Genomic DNA, 17349 nt, shown 5'->3' on the forward strand with positions numbered 1-17349 from the left:
AACGATACCCTAAGGTATCGTTTTTAGCATCTTCTGAAATTCAGGCTTTGGCATTAACCGCTAAATTCGCACGGTCACGTAACTCTTTTCCTGGTTTAAAGTGGGGAACGTATTTACCTTCCAGTTCCACTTTGTCACCCGTTTTCGGGTTACGGCCAGTACGGGGAGCACGGTAGTGCAAAGAAAAACTGCCAAATCCCCGGATTTCGATGCGTTCGCCTTGTGCCAGGGTCGATGCCATATGTTCAAGCATCTCTTTAACAGCATCCTCAACAGCCTTAGCCGGTATATGAGTTTGCTGGCTGGCAAGGCGTTCGATCAACTCTGACTTAGTCATGAATCCTCCGGTGATTTCCTTTAGGGAACTTTTTGACAGCTTGCCTGAACAGACAACAGCATTACACCGTTGTCTGTCTCTTCAGGGCAATTACTCGCCTTTAGATGCTGCTTTGAATGCTTCAGCCATCGCATTAGAGAAGGTGCTTTCGTCTTGCTGTTTGTTGTTAACAGTAGCAATTGCATCTTTCTCGTCAGCTTCGTCTTTCGCACGAACAGACAGGCTTACAACGCGGTTCTTACGATCAACACCGGTGAACTTAGCTTCAACATCGTCGCCTACGTTCAGAACCAGAGTCGCATCTTCGATACGGTCGCGTGAAGCTTCAGAAGCGCGCAGGTAACCTTCAACGCCGTCAGCTAATTCAACTGTAGCACCTTTCGCGTCAACTGCAGTAACTTTACCAGTTACGATCGCACCTTTTTTGTTCAGTGTGATGTAGTTGTTGAAAGGATCTTCAGCCAGCTGCTTAACGCCTAAAGAGATGCGCTCGCGCTCTGCATCAACCTGCAGTACAACGGCAGCGATTTCGTCGCCTTTTTTGTACTCACGAACAGCTTCTTCGCCGGTCGCGTTCCAGGAGATGTCTGACAGGTGAACCAGACCATCGATGCCACCGTCCAGGCCGATGAAGATACCGAAGTCAGTGATTGACTTGATTTTACCTTCAACACGGTCGCCCTTGTTGTGGGTTTCTGCGAACTGCTGCCATGGGTTAGATTTGCACTGCTTCAGACCCAGGGAGATACGACGACGTTCTTCGTCGATGTCCAGAACCATAACTTCAACAACATCGCCCACGTTAACAACTTTAGATGGGTGAATGTTTTTGTTAGTCCAGTCCATTTCAGAAACGTGTACCAGACCTTCAACGCCTTCTTCGATTTCAACGAAGCAGCCGTAGTCAGTCAGGTTGGTTACACGGCCGGTCAGACGAGTGCTTTCCGGGTAACGCTTAGCGATAGCAACCCAAGGATCTTCGCCCAGCTGTTTCAGGCCCAGAGATACACGGGTACGTTCGCGGTCGAATTTCAGTACTTTAACTGTAATTTCGTCGCCAACGTTAACAATTTCGCTTGGATGTTTAACACGTTTCCACGCCATATCAGTGATATGCAGCAGACCGTCAACACCACCCAGATCAACGAATGCACCGTAGTCAGTCAGGTTCTTAACGATACCTTTGACTTCCATGCCTTCCTGCAGGTTTTCCAGCAGCTGATCACGTTCAGCACTGTTTTCAGATTCGATAACCGCGCGACGTGAAACGACGACGTTGTTACGTTTCTGATCAAGCTTGATTACTTTGAATTCAAGCTCTTTGCCTTCCAGGTGCAGAGTATCACGAACCGGACGTACATCTACCAGTGAACCTGGCAGGAACGCACGAATACCGTTCAGCTCAACAGTGAAGCCGCCTTTGACTTTGCCATTGATAACACCGGTAACAGTTTCAGCTTCTTCGTAAGCTTTTTCCAGCGTGATCCACGCTTCGTGACGCTTAGCTTTCTCACGGGACAGCAGAGTCTCACCGAAGCCGTCTTCGACAGCGTCCAGGGCTACATCAACTTCGTCACCTACCTGGATTTCCAGTTCGCCGGCTGCGTTTTTGAACTGCTCTGCAGGAATTGCAGATTCAGATTTCAGGCCCGCATCAACCAGGACGATGTCTTTGTCGATAGCAACAACAACACCACGAACAATGGAACCCGGACGGGTTTCGATTTCATTCAGCGACTCTTCAAAGAGTTGAGCAAAAGATTCAGTCATATTGATAATCTTCAGGATTCTTCAATTTAACGTCCATCTGACATCATGTCGGATGGGGTTGTTTCACATTCTTCGCCTCATCCATGAAACGAAGGTAAAGCATTCTGTACGGTGTTCCCCGGGAATTAATCGAAACTCTTCAGCAAGGACTTCGCATAATTCAGAGATTTTTCAATCACCTGGTCGATAGTCATGCCGGTCGAATCAATCACCAGCGCGTCCGCTGCAGGAACCAAAGGTGCCACTGCACGATTGCGGTCCCGATCATCCCGTTCTTTTATCTCGGATAAAAGGCGCTCAAAGTTAACATCAAAGCCCTTCTCCTGCAACTGTAGCATGCGTCGTTGCGCTCTTTCTTCTGCACTTGCATCGAGAAATATCTTCACCGGGGCCTCCGGAAAGACCACGGTGCCCATATCACGGCCATCCGCAATCAGGCCTGGTGCTTCTTTAAATCCGCGCTGGCGACGCAGTAATGCCTCACGAACGCGCGGGAAAGCGGCGACTTTAGATGCGGTATTGCTGACTTCCTGGGTACGGATTTCGTGGGTGACTTCCTCACCTTCGAGGATCACCTGCAACTCGCCCTCTACCGACACAAAGCGGACATCCAGATGGGCAGCGATAGGAACTAATGCTTCTTCGGAACTGATATCCACCTGATGATGCAAAGCGGCCAATGCGAGCACCCGATAGATAGCCCCTGAATCAAGTAAGTGCCATTGCAATGTTTCAGCCAGGGCTTTACATAACGTACCCTTTCCTGCTCCGCTCGGGCCATCAATGGTAATCACCGGGACTGTTGTCATCGTTATCTCCTTGTCACTTTACTGAATTCAGCCTGTAAAAACGCCATCAGCTATCAGTATACCTTCTCTTAAACGTAATAAGTAGCAGAGGCTTATGCTGTCAGTCAGCCAGGAAAACAACATTTTCAGCTAATCTCTCAACACCGGTGTCCCGGTGCTGAGAATAAACATAGACGATAATTTATCATCGCGGGCAATTTTTACTGACTCAATGCCGCAAACTGCCGGAAATAATCAGGGAATGTTTTCGCCGTACAGCCCGGATCAAGAATAGTCACCGGCGTGTCTGAAAGTGCCACCAGCGAGAAACACATCGCAATACGGTGGTCATTGTAGGTCGCGATATCCGCATGCTGAAGCTTTTGCGGTGGTGTGATTTCGATGTAATCATGGCCTTCTTCAACCACCGCACCCACTTTACGCAGTTCCGTTGCCATCGCCGCCAGACGATCGGTCTCTTTCACACGCCAGTTATAGATATTGGTCATCCGCGTAGTGCCTTCAGCAAACAGCGCGGTCGTCGCAATGGTCATGGCCGCATCAGGGATATGGTTCATATCCATATCGATACCTTTCAGACTGCCACGGCGACAGGCAATATAATCGTCACCCCATTCGACCTCCGCGCCCATATTCTGCAGCACATCCGCAAAACGGATATCACCCTGAACGCTGTTCCGGCCAATGCCGGTCACCCGCACGGTACCGCCACGAATGGCCGCTGCCGCGAGAAAATAAGAGGCGGAGGATGCATCTCCCTCGACCAGGTAATCACCGGGAGACAGATATTGCTGCCCTCCTTCGATAACAAAACGCTGATAGGCCTGATTTTCTACCGTAACACCAAAGCATTTCATCAGGTTAAGCGTAATGTCGATATAAGGTTTCGAGACCAAATCACCCTTGATAGTAATAACCGTCTGTTGCGGGGCCAGAGGTGCCGCCATCAGTAACGCCGTCAGAAACTGGCTGGAGACGCTGCCATCCACACTGATCTCGCCCCCGGTGAAACCTCCCCCAATACGCAGTGGCGGATAGTCTTCATTTTCCAGGTAAGTAATCTCCGCGCCGCCCTGACGCAAAGCATCGACCAGATGGCCAATCGGCCGTTCTTTCATGCGAGGCTCACCGGTCAGGATGATATCATTGCCGGCCAGACTTAACGCCGCGGCCAGCGGACGCATTGCGGTACCGGCATTCCCCAGAAACAGTTCAACCGCGCCCGGGGAGCGTAATGCGTCCCCGGTCCCGGTCACAACACATTCGGTACGGTCGTCAGAAAGTGAATACTGAACCCCGAGCAGGGACAATCCGTTCAGCATATGTTTAATATCATCGCTGTCCAGGAGGTTGGTCAGGCGTGTCGTACCTTTCGCCATGGCAGCAAGTAACAGGGCCCGGTTTGAAACACTTTTAGAACCCGGCAGGTTTACGGTGCCCTCAACATGGGCAACAGGTTGTAAGGTCAGAGAATCCGACATGTAAAATCACTCTTTTTAAAAGACAAAAACCCCGTCCATGACGGGGTAAACACAAAAACCGGCATCCCCGGGGGTATCAGCCGTGGCGACGTTCAAAGTCCAGCATAAAATCAGTCAGGGCCTGTACGCCAGCCAGTGGCATAGCGTTATAGATGGAAGCACGCATTCCGCCGACCACACGGTGGCCTTTCAACGCATGCAGTCCCTGACTCAGAGACTCTTCCAGGAAAAGTTTATCCAGCGCAGAATCCGCCAACTGGAAAGGCACATTCATCTGTGAACGGTTGGCTGCTGCCACATTATTCCGGTAGAAGTCACTGTTATCAATGGTGCTGTACAGGAGATCCGCTTTCTGCTGGTTACGTTTTTCCATTGCAGGTACCCCCCCCTGCTCTTTCAGCCATTGGAACACTAACCCTGAGAGATACCAGGCAAAGGTCGGTGGGGTGTTAAACATCGAACCGTTGTCTGCCAGCACGGAATAATTAAAGACTGACGGTAAATCGGTACGGGCTTTGCCGAGCAAATCTTCACGGACGATCACCAGTGTCAGCCCGGCCGGACCGATATTTTTCTGAGCACCCGCGTAAATCACACCATAACGGCTGACATCAATTTCATGGGACAAAATGGTGGACGAAAAGTCAGCCACAACCACTTTATCGCCGAAATCCGGTTGTTCGAAAATCGCCGTGCCATCAATCGTTTCATTCGGGCAATAGTGAACATAAGCCGCATTATCATTCAGTTTCCACTGGCTCATCGGCAGAAGCGCCGTTTTGCCCTCTTCACTGACTTTGATATCGATAGTGTTTGGCGTACAGAATTTTTCAGCTTCTTTGATGGCGCTATGTGCCCAGTAACCCCCGTCGACATAATCCGCATGGCTTGCACCGTTGAGCAGGTTGCCAGGGACAGCAGCAAATTGCCCGCGCCCGCCACCATGGCAGAACAGTACTTTGTAATTCGAAGGGATTTTCAACAGATCACGAAAATCCTGCTCAGCCGTTTCCGCCACCTGGATGAATTCTTTACTGCGATGGCTGATTTCCATTACAGACGTGCCAAGTCCCTGCCAGTTGGTCAGTTCCTGCTGTGCACGACGAAGTACTTCTGCTGGCAACATTGCGGGGCCAGAACTAAAATTATACACCTGCGTCATTTATACTCACCATGGTTACAACGAATGATTATCCGGTACTTACCGGTTTTATCACTGCGGCAATAACGCTGCAATAATAAATCTCTGCCGGAGATGATTTTAAAGGATATCCCCCTGTTCCTTCATGGCGTTGGTGTTTTATCCTGCCACCGTTTACAGGCCTGCAGGCTCCCTCAGCCGCCGCATTCTGTGCGGGTAAGAATTTTCATTCATCCTCATAGCGATAGAGAAAGAAAATCCGTATCATTGCCGGCAACTCAATTACTCATGATCCCCGGGAGAACGCGGCCCATGACACAAACATTTATACCTGGCAAAGATGCTGCACTGGAAGATTCCATTACCCGGTTCCAGGACAAATTACAGGCACTTGGCTTCAATATTGAAGAAGCCTCATGGCTGAACCCTGTCCCCAATGTATGGTCAGTACATATCCGCGATCGCGATTGTCCGCTCTGCTTTACTAATGGTAAAGGCGCAAGCCGCAAAGCGGCACTGGCCTCGGCGCTGGGTGAATACTTCGAGCGTTTATCCACTAACTATTTCTTTGCCGATTTCTGGCTGGGCAACCGTATCTCAGAAGGTGATTTTGTACATTACCCGGACGAAAAATGGTTCCCGTTGACGGAAGATGACAGCCTGCCGGAAGGGCTGCTCGATGAAGGTTTACGTAAATTTTATGACCCGGATGATGTTCTGGGGGCCAGCCTGCTGATCGATTTACAATCCGGCAATGATGAACGCGGGATCTGCGCCCTGCCGTTCACCCGACAGTCGGACAACAAAACGGTCTATATTCCGATGAATATCATCGGTAACCTGTATGTTTCTAACGGCATGTCGGCAGGGAATACCGCGAGTGAAGCCCGTGTACAAGGGCTTTCTGAAGTCTTCGAGCGTTATATCAAAAACCGCATTATTGCTGAGTCCATCAGTCTGCCGGAAATTCCTGATGCGGTGATGGCGCGTTATCCTGCCGTGACTGAGGCTATCGGTCAGTTGGAAGCCGAAGGTTTCCCTATTTTTGCTTATGATGCATCGCTGGGTGGCAAGTATCCGGTGATCTGTGTCGTGCTGTTTAATCCCGCGAATGGCACCTGTTTTGCCTCATTCGGCGCACACCCCGACTTTGGTGTGGCTCTGGAGCGTACCGTCACCGAACTGTTACAGGGCCGTAGCCTGAAAGATCTCGACGTCTTCACACCGCCAACATTCGATGATGAAGAAGTCGCTGAACACACCAATCTGGAAACGCACTTCATCGATTCCAGCGGCCTGATTTCCTGGGATATGTTCAAAGACACGCCTGATTATCCGTTTGCTGACTGGTCTTTCTCCGGCACGACTGGCGAAGAATTTACGACGCTGATGAATATCTTTAAAGCGGAGCAGCAGGAAGTCTATATTGCGGACTACGAACATCTCGGGGTTTATGCCTGCCGTATTATCGTCCCTGGCATGTCAGATATTTATCCTGCAGAAGACCTGATGCTGGCTAATAACAACATGGGGGCAGATTTCCGTGATCTCTTCCTGAGTCTGCCTGACAGTGAGTGGGAGGCTCAGGATTATCTGGATCTGATCACGCGGATAGATGATGAAGGTCTGGATGATTTCACCCGGGTGCGTGAACTGCTCGGTCTGGCAACCGGTAAAGACAGTGGCTGGTCTACCTTGCGTGTCGGTGAGCTGAAAGCCATGCTTGCCCTGGCCGGAGGTGATACAGAGCAGGCCCTGATCTGGACAGAGTGGACCATTGAGTTTAATGGTTCTGTCTTCAGTGCTGAACGGGCAAATTACTACCGCTGTCTGCAGACATTACTGTTACTGGCTCAGGAAGATGAACGTACTGCGGTGGAATATCTGAACGCGTTTAACCGGATGTACGGCAGTGATACCGTTGAAGCCGCCTCTGCCGCCCTCAGCGGTGAAGCGCCTTTCTATGGATTACATCCTGTGGATACCGATCTGCAGGCCTTCCCTGCACATCAGTCATTGCTGGCAGCTTATGAGAAACTCCAGAACGCCAAACGTGAGCACTGGAAAACACGCTGATCCCCTGCCTTTTAGCATTCCCGACAGCGCCGTGAGAACGGCGCTGTTTTTCTTTCTGCCCCCCGCTTTTCTTCTTTTAATGACGAGCCTGTTTTCCGGCACAGCTCTCCCGGTAAAACAACTACCGTACGGTAGGGCGATAGCACAAAAATCAAAAATAAGGATATTTTTTAAAATAAATTTTATCATTTTATTTCAATGAATTAACCTAAAAACACCTCTAAAACCCCCCCTTTTACTCTGCCTGCAGAGGTGAATGATGATCCATATCAAGTTGCCTTCATAGCCGTTTTGTTACGCTTAATTCAGCGAAATACCCGGAGGGGTTAGTGTGAAAACTGACAATCCTTTTGATTTACTGATGCCGGCAGCCATGGCTAAAGTTGCCGAAGATACCGGGGTGTATAAAGCCTCGAAACATCCCTTAACCACGTTCTTGTTGGCTATCACTGCCGGCGTATTTATCTCCATCGCGTTTACCTTTTACATCACCGCGACGACCGGGAGTGCTGTTCTGCCTTACGGTTTGTCAAAACTGGCAGGCGGTTTCTGTTTTTCACTCGGGCTGATTCTGGTCGTGGTCTGCGGTGCCGATCTTTTTACATCAACCGTCCTTATGGTGGTCGCTAAAGCCAGTCAACGTATCAGCTGGGGTCAGCTCGCACGGCACTGGGTCAACGTCTACATAGGAAATTTGTTTGGTGCGCTTTTCTTTGTCGGGTTAATCTGGTTTTCCGGAGAGCATATGTTGGCAAACGGAGGCTGGGGAATGAATGTCCTGCAAACGGCTGACCATAAGATGCACCATACCTTTGTTGAGGCTGTCGTGCTGGGAATACTGGCCAATTTGCTGGTCTGTCTGGCTGTGTGGATGAGTTATGCCGGTCGTTCACTCACCGAAAAAACGATTGCCATGATTTTACCGGTCACAATGTTTGTCTCCAGCGGTTTTGAGCACAGCATTGCTAATATGTTCATGATCCCTTTAGGGATCATCATCAAAAACTTTGCGTCTCCCGAATTCTGGCAAACGGCGGGGATCTCAGCAGATCAATTCCCCTCCCTGACCCCCGGACATTTTATTCTGAACAATCTGATTCCGGTCACCCTGGGCAACATTCTCGGCGGAGGCCTGTTAGTAGGCTTAACTTACTGGATGATTTATCTGCGTAACGACGGTGTCAGTCAGTGACCGCTCGTTACCTTACGGATTCTTTGTACCGCCAGGCACGCATAATGCTGCCAGTGCGTTCAACTCAACTTAATAAGGCAGGCATATCATGACTGAACTCAACGAAAAAATGACCCTGGCGTGGCAGGAATTCACTGCGGGTGAATGGCAGGACAGCATTAATGTCCGCGATTTTATCCAGAAAAACTACACTCCTTATGAAGGCGATGAAACCTTCCTGAGTACTGCGACCGAAGCCACCACCGTGCTTTGGGATAAAGTCATGGAAGGGATTAAAATCGAAAACCGTACCCATGCACCGGTCGATTTTGATACTGACCTTGCCTCCACAATCACTTCTCACGATGCGGGATATATTAATAAGTCCCTGGAAAAAATCGTTGGTTTGCAAACGGATGCCCCGCTCAAACGTGCATTGATCCCTTATGGCGGTATCCGTATGGTGGAAGGCTCCTGTCAGGTTTACGGCCGCCAGCTCGACCCGTCACTGAAAAAAATCTTCACTGACTACCGTAAAACCCATAACCAGGGGGTTTTTGATGTCTATACCCCCGATATCATGCGCTGCCGTAAATCCGGTATCCTGACCGGCTTACCTGACGCCTACGGTCGCGGCAGGATCATCGGTGATTATCGTCGTGTGGCACTGTATGGTATTGATGCCCTGATGAAAGACAAACTTGCACAGTTTGGTTCTCTTCAGAGTGATCTTGAAAGCGGTAAAAATCTGGAAGATACCATCCGCCTGCGGGAAGAAATCGCGGATCAATATCAGGCATTAAAAGACATGAAAGAGATGGCCAGCCGTTACGGTTGTGATATCTCTGTACCGGCGGCAAACGCCCGGGAAGCCGTTCAGTGGACTTATTTCGGCTATCTGGCCGCCGTAAAATCACAGAACGGTGCGGCCATGTCTTTTGGCCGCGTCTCAACGTTCCTCGATATCTATATTGAACGCGATATCCGTGCAGGAAAACTCAGTGAAGATGAGGCTCAGGAACTGATTGACCACCTGGTCATGAAATTACGTATGGTTCGTTTCCTGCGGACACCGGAATATGATGAACTGTTTTCCGGGGATCCTATCTGGGCAACAGAATCACTGGCCGGGATGGGGCTTGACGGCCGGACACTGGTCACCAAAAGTACCTTCCGCTTCCTGAATACCCTCTACACCATGGGACCTTCACCGGAACCTAACATGACCATCCTTTGGTCAGAACACCTGCCGCTGAATTTCAAAAAATTTGCGGCAAAAGTTTCTATCGATACCTCGTCTATCCAGTATGAAAACGATGACCTGATGCGTCCGGATTTCAACAGTGACGACTATGCAATTGCCTGTTGTGTCAGCCCGATGGTGATCGGTAAACAAATGCAGTTCTTCGGCGCCCGTGCTAACCTGGCGAAAACGATGCTCTATGCCATCAACGGGGGCATGGATGAGAAACTGAAAATCCAGGTCGGTCCGAAAGAAGCGCCAATGACCGATGAGGTGCTGGATTTTGATAAAGTGATGGACCGGATGGATCACTTTATGGACTGGCTGGCGACTCAGTATGTCACTGCGCTAAACATTATCCATTACATGCATGATAAATACAGCTATGAAGCTGCCCTTATGGCGCTACACGACCGTGATGTTTACCGCACTATGGCGTGTGGTATCGCCGGGTTATCTGTCGCTGCTGACTCACTTTCCGCCATTAAATACGCAAAAGTAAGGCCGGTGCGTGATGAGAATGGCCTGGCCATCGACTTTGATATCGAAGGGGAGTATCCGCAATTCGGTAACAACGATTCACGTGTTGATGACCTCGCGTGTGACCTGGTAGAACGTTTTATGAAAAAAATTCAGAAACTGAATACCTATCGCAATGCGGTGCCAACGCAGTCTGTCCTGACCATTACGTCCAATGTGGTTTATGGTAAAAAAACCGGGAATACCCCGGATGGTCGCCGGGCTGGCGCACCTTTCGGTCCGGGGGCTAACCCGATGCATGGACGTGACCAGAAAGGTGCTGTTGCATCACTGACTTCCGTCGCGAAATTACCGTTTGCCTATGCGAAAGATGGCATCTCTTATACCTTTTCCATTGTGCCTAACGCGCTGGGTAAAGATGATGATGTGCGTAAAGCAAACCTGGCAGGTCTTATGGATGGCTACTTCCACCATGAATCAGCAATTGAGGGTGGACAGCATCTAAACGTAAATGTTATGAATCGTGAAATGTTACTGGAAGCGATGGAAGATCCGGAAAAATATCCGCAACTGACTATTCGTGTCTCAGGTTATGCCGTTCGCTTCAACTCTCTGACGAAAGAACAGCAACATGATGTCATTACCCGTACGTTTACTCAGTCTATCTGAAGCCACTGAGTCATGACCGATTAAGGCTCCTTAAAAGGAGCCTTTTTACTTGCGTTGTTTTATTATCGGTTAGATAACAATACGACCATCGTAGCCTGTTGAATACCCGCCCTGCATACACCGTTGCAGGTAAAAAGAGGAGCCATTCCATGTCAGTGACTGGTCATATTCATTCTATTGAATCCTGTGGAACCGTTGACGGACCGGGGATCCGGTTTATCGTCTTTTTTCAGGGATGCCTGCTTCGCTGTCTCTATTGTCATAACCGGGATACATGGGATATCCATGGCGGTAAAGAGGTATCAGTTAAGGAACTGATGGATGACCTTCTCTCTTACCGTCACTATATTAAGGCTTCCGGCGGTGGAGTGACGGCATCAGGCGGTGAGGCAATTTTGCAGGCAGAGTTTGTTCGTGACTGGTTCCGGGCCTGCAAAGAGGCAGGCATTGATACCTGTCTGGACACCAATGGCTTCGTTCGCCGTTATGATAAAGTGATCGACGAACTGCTTGATGTGACAGACCTGGTTATGCTGGATCTGAAACAAATTAATGATGAGATCCACCAGAAACTGACCGGTGTGCCAAATCATCGGATGCTGGAATTTGCAGAGTATTTACACAAACGTGGGCAGAATACCTGGATACGTTACGTGGTCGTGCCGGGGTACAGCGATGATGATGCATCAGCCCATCAACTGGGACAGTTTATCGCGCCGATGGATAATATTACGAAGGTTGAACTGCTGCCCTATCATGAGCTGGGCAAACATAAATGGACGGCCATGGGTGAAGACTATCAGCTCGAAGGCGTCCGGCCTCCACCGAAAGAAACAATGGAAAGAATTAAGGCCATTATTGCCGGTTATGGTCATAAGGTCATTTACTGATCTCCGGACAAAAAAGGGCCAGCAGCCCTTTTTTGTCGTTAGTCTGAGAGTCAGGCATGTGCTACCGGGGTCGTCTGGTGGTCTGCTTTTCGCAGTAACATCACCAGATAAACAAAAGACACGGCTGCAATCATAGTAAACAGAATATTGTCCGAGTAGTGTTCCATCAGCAATGAGGTCATTACCGGCCCCAGCAGGCTGCCAATGGTATAACTCAGCAGCAAAGCCTGGTTCATAGCAATCAGTTCATGATGTGCCACTTTCTCACAAGCCCATGACATGGCCACCGGATAGAGCGTAAAACAGGAGCATCCCAGAATAAACAACGCCGGTACCATTGCCATTTGAGATAACATGGCCAGAGCGCCCAGTATCACCATAAATACCTGGATCCGTAACACCATCAGACGCCCGAAACGATCTGCAAGCCGACCGATCGGCCACTGCCCGAGGATCGCAGCACTGACCAATAATGCCATCCAATAGCCTACATTCGAGTCACTCATGCCACGATGTGAAAGGTATAAGGGGAGTAAGCCATACAATGAACCCAGCACCACACCGGACAGGATGCAGCCATTGATCCCTAAGCGAGAAGAATGACGGCTGAACATCTCACGAACATTAGGCGTTTCAGCTTCATCCGCGATTTCAGGGGTGTTAATACGGGTAAACAGTAATGGCAGGAAGGCTACGATAATCAGCATCACCAGCATAGGCAGTACATAACCTGCTTTATCGGAAACGAAGCTGACCAGTAACTGCCCCAACACCGTAGCAATATAATAAACGATCATATACGCTGCCAACAGGCGTCCGCGGTTGCGCGGTGTACCTGAACACAGTAAAGCACTCTCGACAACAACCCAGATTAATGCACAGCCGGTCCCTGCCAGGAAACGCCACAACGTCCAGCCTGCAAAACCGCCAGCGATGAGCAAAGCCCCGGTCGCCATTGCAAACAGCGCAGCAGCAAAGTAATAACTGCGGTTAAAACCGAGCCGGCGAATCACTTTGCCGGCAATGATCGTACCGAGTAAGTTACCGGAGAAATAAGCGGAACTGACGACGCCAACCTGCCAGGTCGCAAACCGGTCATGAGCCAGCCACAAAGGCACAAGCGTATTTAACACCGCAATCGCAATGGTTAATAACAATAAACCACTAAGTAAAAGCAATACGGGACGGGACCATGCAGACATAGCCATAACCACAGAAGGAAATAATGTGGCGAATAATGGCACCAACAATTTTAAAGTCAATTAACAAAAATAAGCAGAGCATTTTTTGCTGTCGTACAGGGAAATTGATGAGAAAACGGGAAAGGCAGGGTCTGTGTAAATTAACAGTTTAATCACTTCAGGGCATAAAGATAGGTAGCAATATCGGGCAGGACATAGAAGCTCTGCCACGGATACATCCTCTGATAGCGTCAGATTTTCCTTTTTATATATCTTTTTAGTAACTCACCACCACACGGTTCATACCATCCACATTCACCACATCCGGACGAACAGAAATCCTATAGGCTACGTGTCTGTTGCAATGCACTGAGATATCACCTGCTGAGGCTTCTAGTAACATTGCACAGCGGTTAACCACCTGCAAATGTACTCCCAAAGAGGCCTCAACTATCTGACTCGATGCCGGAAAAGCTACCATCAGACTCATTGCTGAAAAAATAGCTGAAAAAACTAAAACTCTGATACTTCTGTATGGATATCGCATTTACCACCCCCTCTTGCAATAAATGCAGCAGGCTAATGCTTTCCGCCCTGGTTAAATGTTTAAAATATAAAACTACTTTAGGTAATCTCTGTTACCTGTTGTCTTAGATATACAAGAGGGTGCGAATATTTACAAATGAAATTAATATTTTTTATGATTTTAATCAGTTTTAAGAAAATCATCTGTTTTAACAGAACAAGGGATGAGCAGAATTTGGGTGAAGCGGGGGAAAATACATCAGGTGTTACTGAAGCCGGCTTGTAAAACGCCCTGAGTCGGGCAGAGTACAAGCCGGAAAGCAGATTAATAATTTAGTGTCACGGTCACTGTATCATTATAGCTGCCAGGCGTTGGCCAGCTTTGGGAAGGGACCACACCATAAACGGTCATACTTTGGCTGGAACCGGTTGCTGAAGAGAACGTTTGAGTATTGGTGTTATCCCATACCTTACTGTGTGCAGCATCCTGATACAGCTTATAAGACACACACTGATTATCTGAACTGTTACACAAATAACGGGTTGATTGCTGGCTATGAAGCCCGCTACCAAGCCCTACTGAGAAAGATGTATTCACAGGGCAGGTCACCGTGATTGTTGAGGTGGAAGTTGTCGACAATGTGGATGAAGCCGCCGGGCTTTGTTCACCGAAGCTCAGGTCACTGACATTGTTTATCTGACAACCATTTTTGATCACTGCACTGGCCCCACTGGATGCCTGATACACTTTTGTGGCGGGCATTGACGCACAGGAAGGCAGTTGAGACGCGCTGCTGGCATAGCTGTACTTAGTAATCGTTGTGAAATTATAGTTATAGTAGTCACCTGCCGAAAGCTTACTCTGTCCGGCGATAATCTTTGCAATCAAAGGAATATTTAACCCTGATTGCTGTCCTGAAGCGAGCACCAGATCTTGCTGAGCATAGACAGTGCTGCTTGCACTTAACGGCGAATCGGGATCAGTCGTTGGATACAAATTAAAATACAACGGATAGCCATTATCCGGATTGAGATGCATAGACAATGGCGCATTATCCTGCAATGTCAGACATGCTCTGATATAGGTCGGGGCTGAAGTATAATTCTGGCATGACAGGGGAACCTGAGCCGACGTCGATGCCGACTGCCCCGCTGTCACTGTACCAAAAGCGAAACTCGTCCCGCCATTTGTCCAGCAATACGGATCGGCAGAAGCGCCGGAAGAAAAACTGAATCCGATCCCGGCAACGATTATTAACAGAATAACTCTGATCACTGGCATATCGCCTCCATCTGCACCACATTTTGCTCTGCGGGCAACTGTGCTGGTAATTTTATCCGGCAATCTCCGCCGGTACGGTGGACAACGACGTCACCACTGGCCGGAGGATCTTCCAGATAGATATTGCCTTCATAGCCAACTACCGTATGGGTTGTCCCTTTATCGGCAGTCAGCCCCTCGGCGTTTGTTACATCAACCGCGGCTGCAAAAGGTAACGCCGTCCCGTTTGCCTGTTTACCGATAATCAGTAATGCATGCGTGCGATAAATCGAGAACGATGCTATCGCCCCGCCTCCCCCTTTAGGGATGATCTCCTGCTCGGTATAAAGTGCGCGGTAGTCGAGCGGCAGAGACAGCACATCAATCGTAATATCATTTTTGAAGTAAGGATCCAGATCATTCAGGAACAATGTCCCATGCTTATCCGTCTTACCTGCCGGTCGGTGCTGAAGATATACAGGAATATTCGGTACCCCTGCAGTATCAACAATAGCGAACGCATCACCCAGTTCCCGGGTGGCATAGAAATGCCCCATAAAGAACCCAACAGCTCCGGTCATAGATGCGTAATAATTATTCTGCTGGTTGTACCGGTTATAGCCGAGCTCCAAATCACTCCAGGTAGTCCGCTGACGATAGTCTGCATGGGTATTCGGGTTATCCCCGTTTTGCACCGACAGATTGCCCCCCCAGCCTGGTTTATTAGAGTCCAGAGAACGTGACCAGCTAAGCTGGTTATACGTCGACTGACTTCCCTGCGACCGCTGAATCGATACATACTGATGATCTGTCAGCGGGAACGACAGATTGATATATACCGTCTTATCGTGTGTATCCTCCATCGATTGCGTCAGGCTGGTCGCGATATTAAAACGCTGACCGAACGTCTTAAACCATGAAAAACCTGCATATTGCTGATGTGTTTCCGGATACTGACGGTTAATCCAGCTCATACCGACGGTACCGATATGCCTGAAAGACCAACTGATAAATGCATTATCGGAATGTGTGGCTAAGGTGCTATCTGACAGCGCTGACATATCACGATAAGCCGTACTGCGCCGCGTTTGCGACACGGAAGCACTAAAGCGCTGATCCGACCATTGCCAGCCCATCCCCCATTGCTCGCCGGAATCTCCGTCATGGCGGCTGACAGAAAAATCACTATGAACAATCCCCAGTTCCGGGGAGAGCAAATAGTTAAATCCTAAGCCACCGTTCTGAAGAGGTTGCCCCTGTTCCGTATGCCCCTCAAGAGTAAGGTTATCGGCCAGTCCATAACGCCAGTTGCCTGTTGCCATCAAATCAGGATCGTAACTGAACGATCTGTAGCTGTAATTCTCACGGATCCAGCCTGCGTTCAGACTCCAGGTATTCAACCCTTTAGTCAGTAACAGGTCAGAACCATAAAGATTGAGATTGATGACGCGTTGCTGACCATTAATATCGGTGATCACGACCTGAGCCGTATTACTACCGGTAAAAAATGGTGAGGTTGTCAGAGTAAACTGACCGGGATTCACATGTTCTGACGATTGTTTAATCCCCTGCACATAGAGATCGACAGTCGACGGTAATGCTGTCGTATCTGATAATACATCCTGTGTTGAGGTATTAAAGTTTGGCTGCAAACTATAGTTATGAGAAATGCTGAGTCCGCCGAAACGGACGCTGTTAGTCCATGATTGCGAACCGGTATAACTATCGCCCAGGGTGACACTCAGCAGTTTTTCCGGATTGTCATAACTCCAGCTTGTCATAAGACGCTGTGTGTCATTCTCCGTATTCCCCTCCAGGTCCTCAAAACGACTGTTAAAGGAACTGCTGAAATTCCCCGGGCCGATGCCAAAAGAACGTAACTGCGTATAAGCGGTTAAGTCCTGCCCTGAAATATCCTGGCTGGCATAGAGGTCATAATTCAGAGCCATCCCTTTCACTGCCGGAGAGAATTGCTGGCTGGAAATAAAGCCGGAATGCTGCTGGCTATTGAGCTTTTGATCCCCCCCCAGCCAGTGCTTATCTGCTTTTATTTCCAGGATCTGATTTAAGGCATCATAATTGATCACGAGTCCGGGCTGACTGCTCAGATCTAAATGATTATTTTTTAATGGTAACTGCTGAGTATTAATATTTAATTTTTTCGCATCTTCAGCAGAAATATAAAAATTATTACCATTTTTTGAAATCTGAAACAGACCAGGAATGGATGCTCCATTGACAGAAATATTCAGATATAGCATTTCATCCGGAGCAGCAAAAACAGACGAAGAAACGATAAGCGATGTATATAAAAA

The 17349-nt window shown here is 48.8% G+C and carries 12 protein-coding genes; 4 read left to right on the forward strand and 8 right to left on the reverse strand.

All coding sequences use genetic code 11. The features are described 5' to 3' along the window. Positions 1–40 precede the first annotated feature (40 nt). The 5 genes from ihfB to serC all read right to left on the reverse strand — a co-directional run bounded on the left by ihfB (position 41) and on the right by serC (position 5559). On the reverse strand, positions 41–337 hold the full coding sequence (gene ihfB, locus GTPT_RS13210; RefSeq protein WP_025902848.1) for an integration host factor subunit beta: 297 nt from the start codon (positions 335–337) through the stop codon (positions 41–43). A 90-nt stretch (positions 338–427) separates the two neighbouring features. Further along, entirely contained in the window at positions 428–2107 is a 1680-nt protein-coding gene (rpsA, locus tag GTPT_RS13215) for a 30S ribosomal protein S1 (protein WP_025902849.1), read from the reverse strand. A 125-nt stretch (positions 2108–2232) separates the two neighbouring features. Continuing rightward, positions 2233–2916 carry a (d)CMP kinase gene (cmk, locus tag GTPT_RS13220; RefSeq protein ID WP_025902850.1) on the reverse strand — a complete coding sequence of 228 codons (684 nt, stop codon included), beginning with the start codon at positions 2914–2916 and terminating at the stop codon, positions 2233–2235. Between the two features lie 200 nt (positions 2917–3116). Further along, on the reverse strand, positions 3117–4397 hold the full coding sequence (gene aroA, locus GTPT_RS13225) for a 3-phosphoshikimate 1-carboxyvinyltransferase (protein WP_029990818.1): 1281 nt from the start codon (positions 4395–4397) through the stop codon (positions 3117–3119). A gap of 76 nt (positions 4398–4473) precedes the next feature. After that, positions 4474–5559 carry a 3-phosphoserine/phosphohydroxythreonine transaminase gene (serC, locus tag GTPT_RS13230; protein WP_025902852.1) on the reverse strand — a complete coding sequence of 362 codons (1086 nt, stop codon included), beginning with the start codon at positions 5557–5559 and terminating at the stop codon, positions 4474–4476. 291 nt (positions 5560–5850) lie between these two features. Here serC and ycaO point away from each other — a divergent pair, with 291 nt between their 5' ends. From ycaO to pflA, 4 genes are all read left to right on the forward strand, one after another. Further along, positions 5851–7614 carry a 30S ribosomal protein S12 methylthiotransferase accessory factor YcaO gene (gene ycaO / locus GTPT_RS13235; protein ID WP_025902853.1) on the forward strand — a complete coding sequence of 588 codons (1764 nt, stop codon included), beginning with the start codon at positions 5851–5853 and terminating at the stop codon, positions 7612–7614. Positions 7615–7945: 331 nt separating this feature from the next. Continuing rightward, on the forward strand, positions 7946–8806 hold the full coding sequence (gene focA / locus GTPT_RS13240; protein ID WP_025902854.1) for a formate transporter FocA: 861 nt from the start codon (positions 7946–7948) through the stop codon (positions 8804–8806). An 88-nt stretch (positions 8807–8894) separates the two neighbouring features. Continuing rightward, positions 8895–11177, forward strand: a complete 2283-nt coding sequence (gene pflB, locus GTPT_RS13245) for a formate C-acetyltransferase (RefSeq protein WP_025902855.1) — start codon at positions 8895–8897, stop codon at positions 11175–11177. 149 nt (positions 11178–11326) lie between these two features. Next, positions 11327–12067 (forward strand): pyruvate formate lyase 1-activating protein, encoded by a 741-nt coding sequence (gene pflA, locus GTPT_RS13250; RefSeq protein WP_025902856.1) that lies wholly within the window; start codon positions 11327–11329, stop codon positions 12065–12067. Between the two features lie 50 nt (positions 12068–12117). On the opposite strand, the gene GTPT_RS13255 is transcribed toward pflA, so the two are convergent. The 3 genes from GTPT_RS13255 to GTPT_RS13265 all read right to left on the reverse strand — a co-directional run bounded on the left by GTPT_RS13255 (position 12118) and on the right by GTPT_RS13265 (position 17295). Next, on the reverse strand, positions 12118–13269 hold the full coding sequence (locus GTPT_RS13255; protein ID WP_029990817.1) for an MFS transporter: 1152 nt from the start codon (positions 13267–13269) through the stop codon (positions 12118–12120). Between the two features lie 829 nt (positions 13270–14098). After that, a complete protein-coding gene (locus tag GTPT_RS13260) occupies positions 14099–15055 on the reverse strand; it encodes a Csu type fimbrial protein (protein ID WP_029990815.1) in 957 nt (318 codons plus the stop codon). After that, positions 15046–17295, reverse strand: a complete 2250-nt coding sequence (locus tag GTPT_RS13265) for a fimbria/pilus outer membrane usher protein (protein WP_235501127.1) — start codon at positions 17293–17295, stop codon at positions 15046–15048. Before GTPT_RS13265 ends, GTPT_RS13260 begins: the two co-directional genes overlap by 10 nt. Positions 17296–17349 lie beyond the last annotated feature (54 nt).

The sequence above is a fragment of the Tatumella ptyseos ATCC 33301 genome (assembly GCF_000735525.1).
GTDB lineage: Bacteria > Pseudomonadota > Gammaproteobacteria > Enterobacterales > Enterobacteriaceae > Tatumella > Tatumella ptyseos.

What these genes read in the sequence shown, in the direction of transcription:
- serC (WP_025902852.1), bottom strand. Translation starts at nt 5,559, where the DNA reads ATGACGCAGGTGTATAATTTTAGTTCTGGCCCCGCAATGTTGCCAGCA.
- GTPT_RS13255 (WP_029990817.1), bottom strand. Translation starts at nt 13,269, where the DNA reads ATGTCTGCATGGTCCCGTCCCGTATTGCTTTTACTTAGTGGTTTATTG.
- pflB (WP_025902855.1), top strand. Translation starts at nt 8,895, where the DNA reads ATGACTGAACTCAACGAAAAAATGACCCTGGCGTGGCAGGAATTCACT.
- pflA (WP_025902856.1), top strand. Translation starts at nt 11,327, where the DNA reads ATGTCAGTGACTGGTCATATTCATTCTATTGAATCCTGTGGAACCGTT.
- rpsA (WP_025902849.1), bottom strand. Translation starts at nt 2,107, where the DNA reads ATGACTGAATCTTTTGCTCAACTCTTTGAAGAGTCGCTGAATGAAATC.
- ihfB (WP_025902848.1), bottom strand. Translation starts at nt 337, where the DNA reads ATGACTAAGTCAGAGTTGATCGAACGCCTTGCCAGCCAGCAAACTCAT.
- GTPT_RS13265 (WP_235501127.1), bottom strand. Translation starts at nt 17,295, where the DNA reads ATGCTATATCTGAATATTTCTGTCAATGGAGCATCCATTCCTGGTCTG.
- cmk (WP_025902850.1), bottom strand. Translation starts at nt 2,916, where the DNA reads ATGACAACAGTCCCGGTGATTACCATTGATGGCCCGAGCGGAGCAGGA.
- ycaO (WP_025902853.1), top strand. Translation starts at nt 5,851, where the DNA reads ATGACACAAACATTTATACCTGGCAAAGATGCTGCACTGGAAGATTCC.
- GTPT_RS13260 (WP_029990815.1), bottom strand. Translation starts at nt 15,055, where the DNA reads ATGCCAGTGATCAGAGTTATTCTGTTAATAATCGTTGCCGGGATCGGA.
- aroA (WP_029990818.1), bottom strand. Translation starts at nt 4,397, where the DNA reads ATGTCGGATTCTCTGACCTTACAACCTGTTGCCCATGTTGAGGGCACC.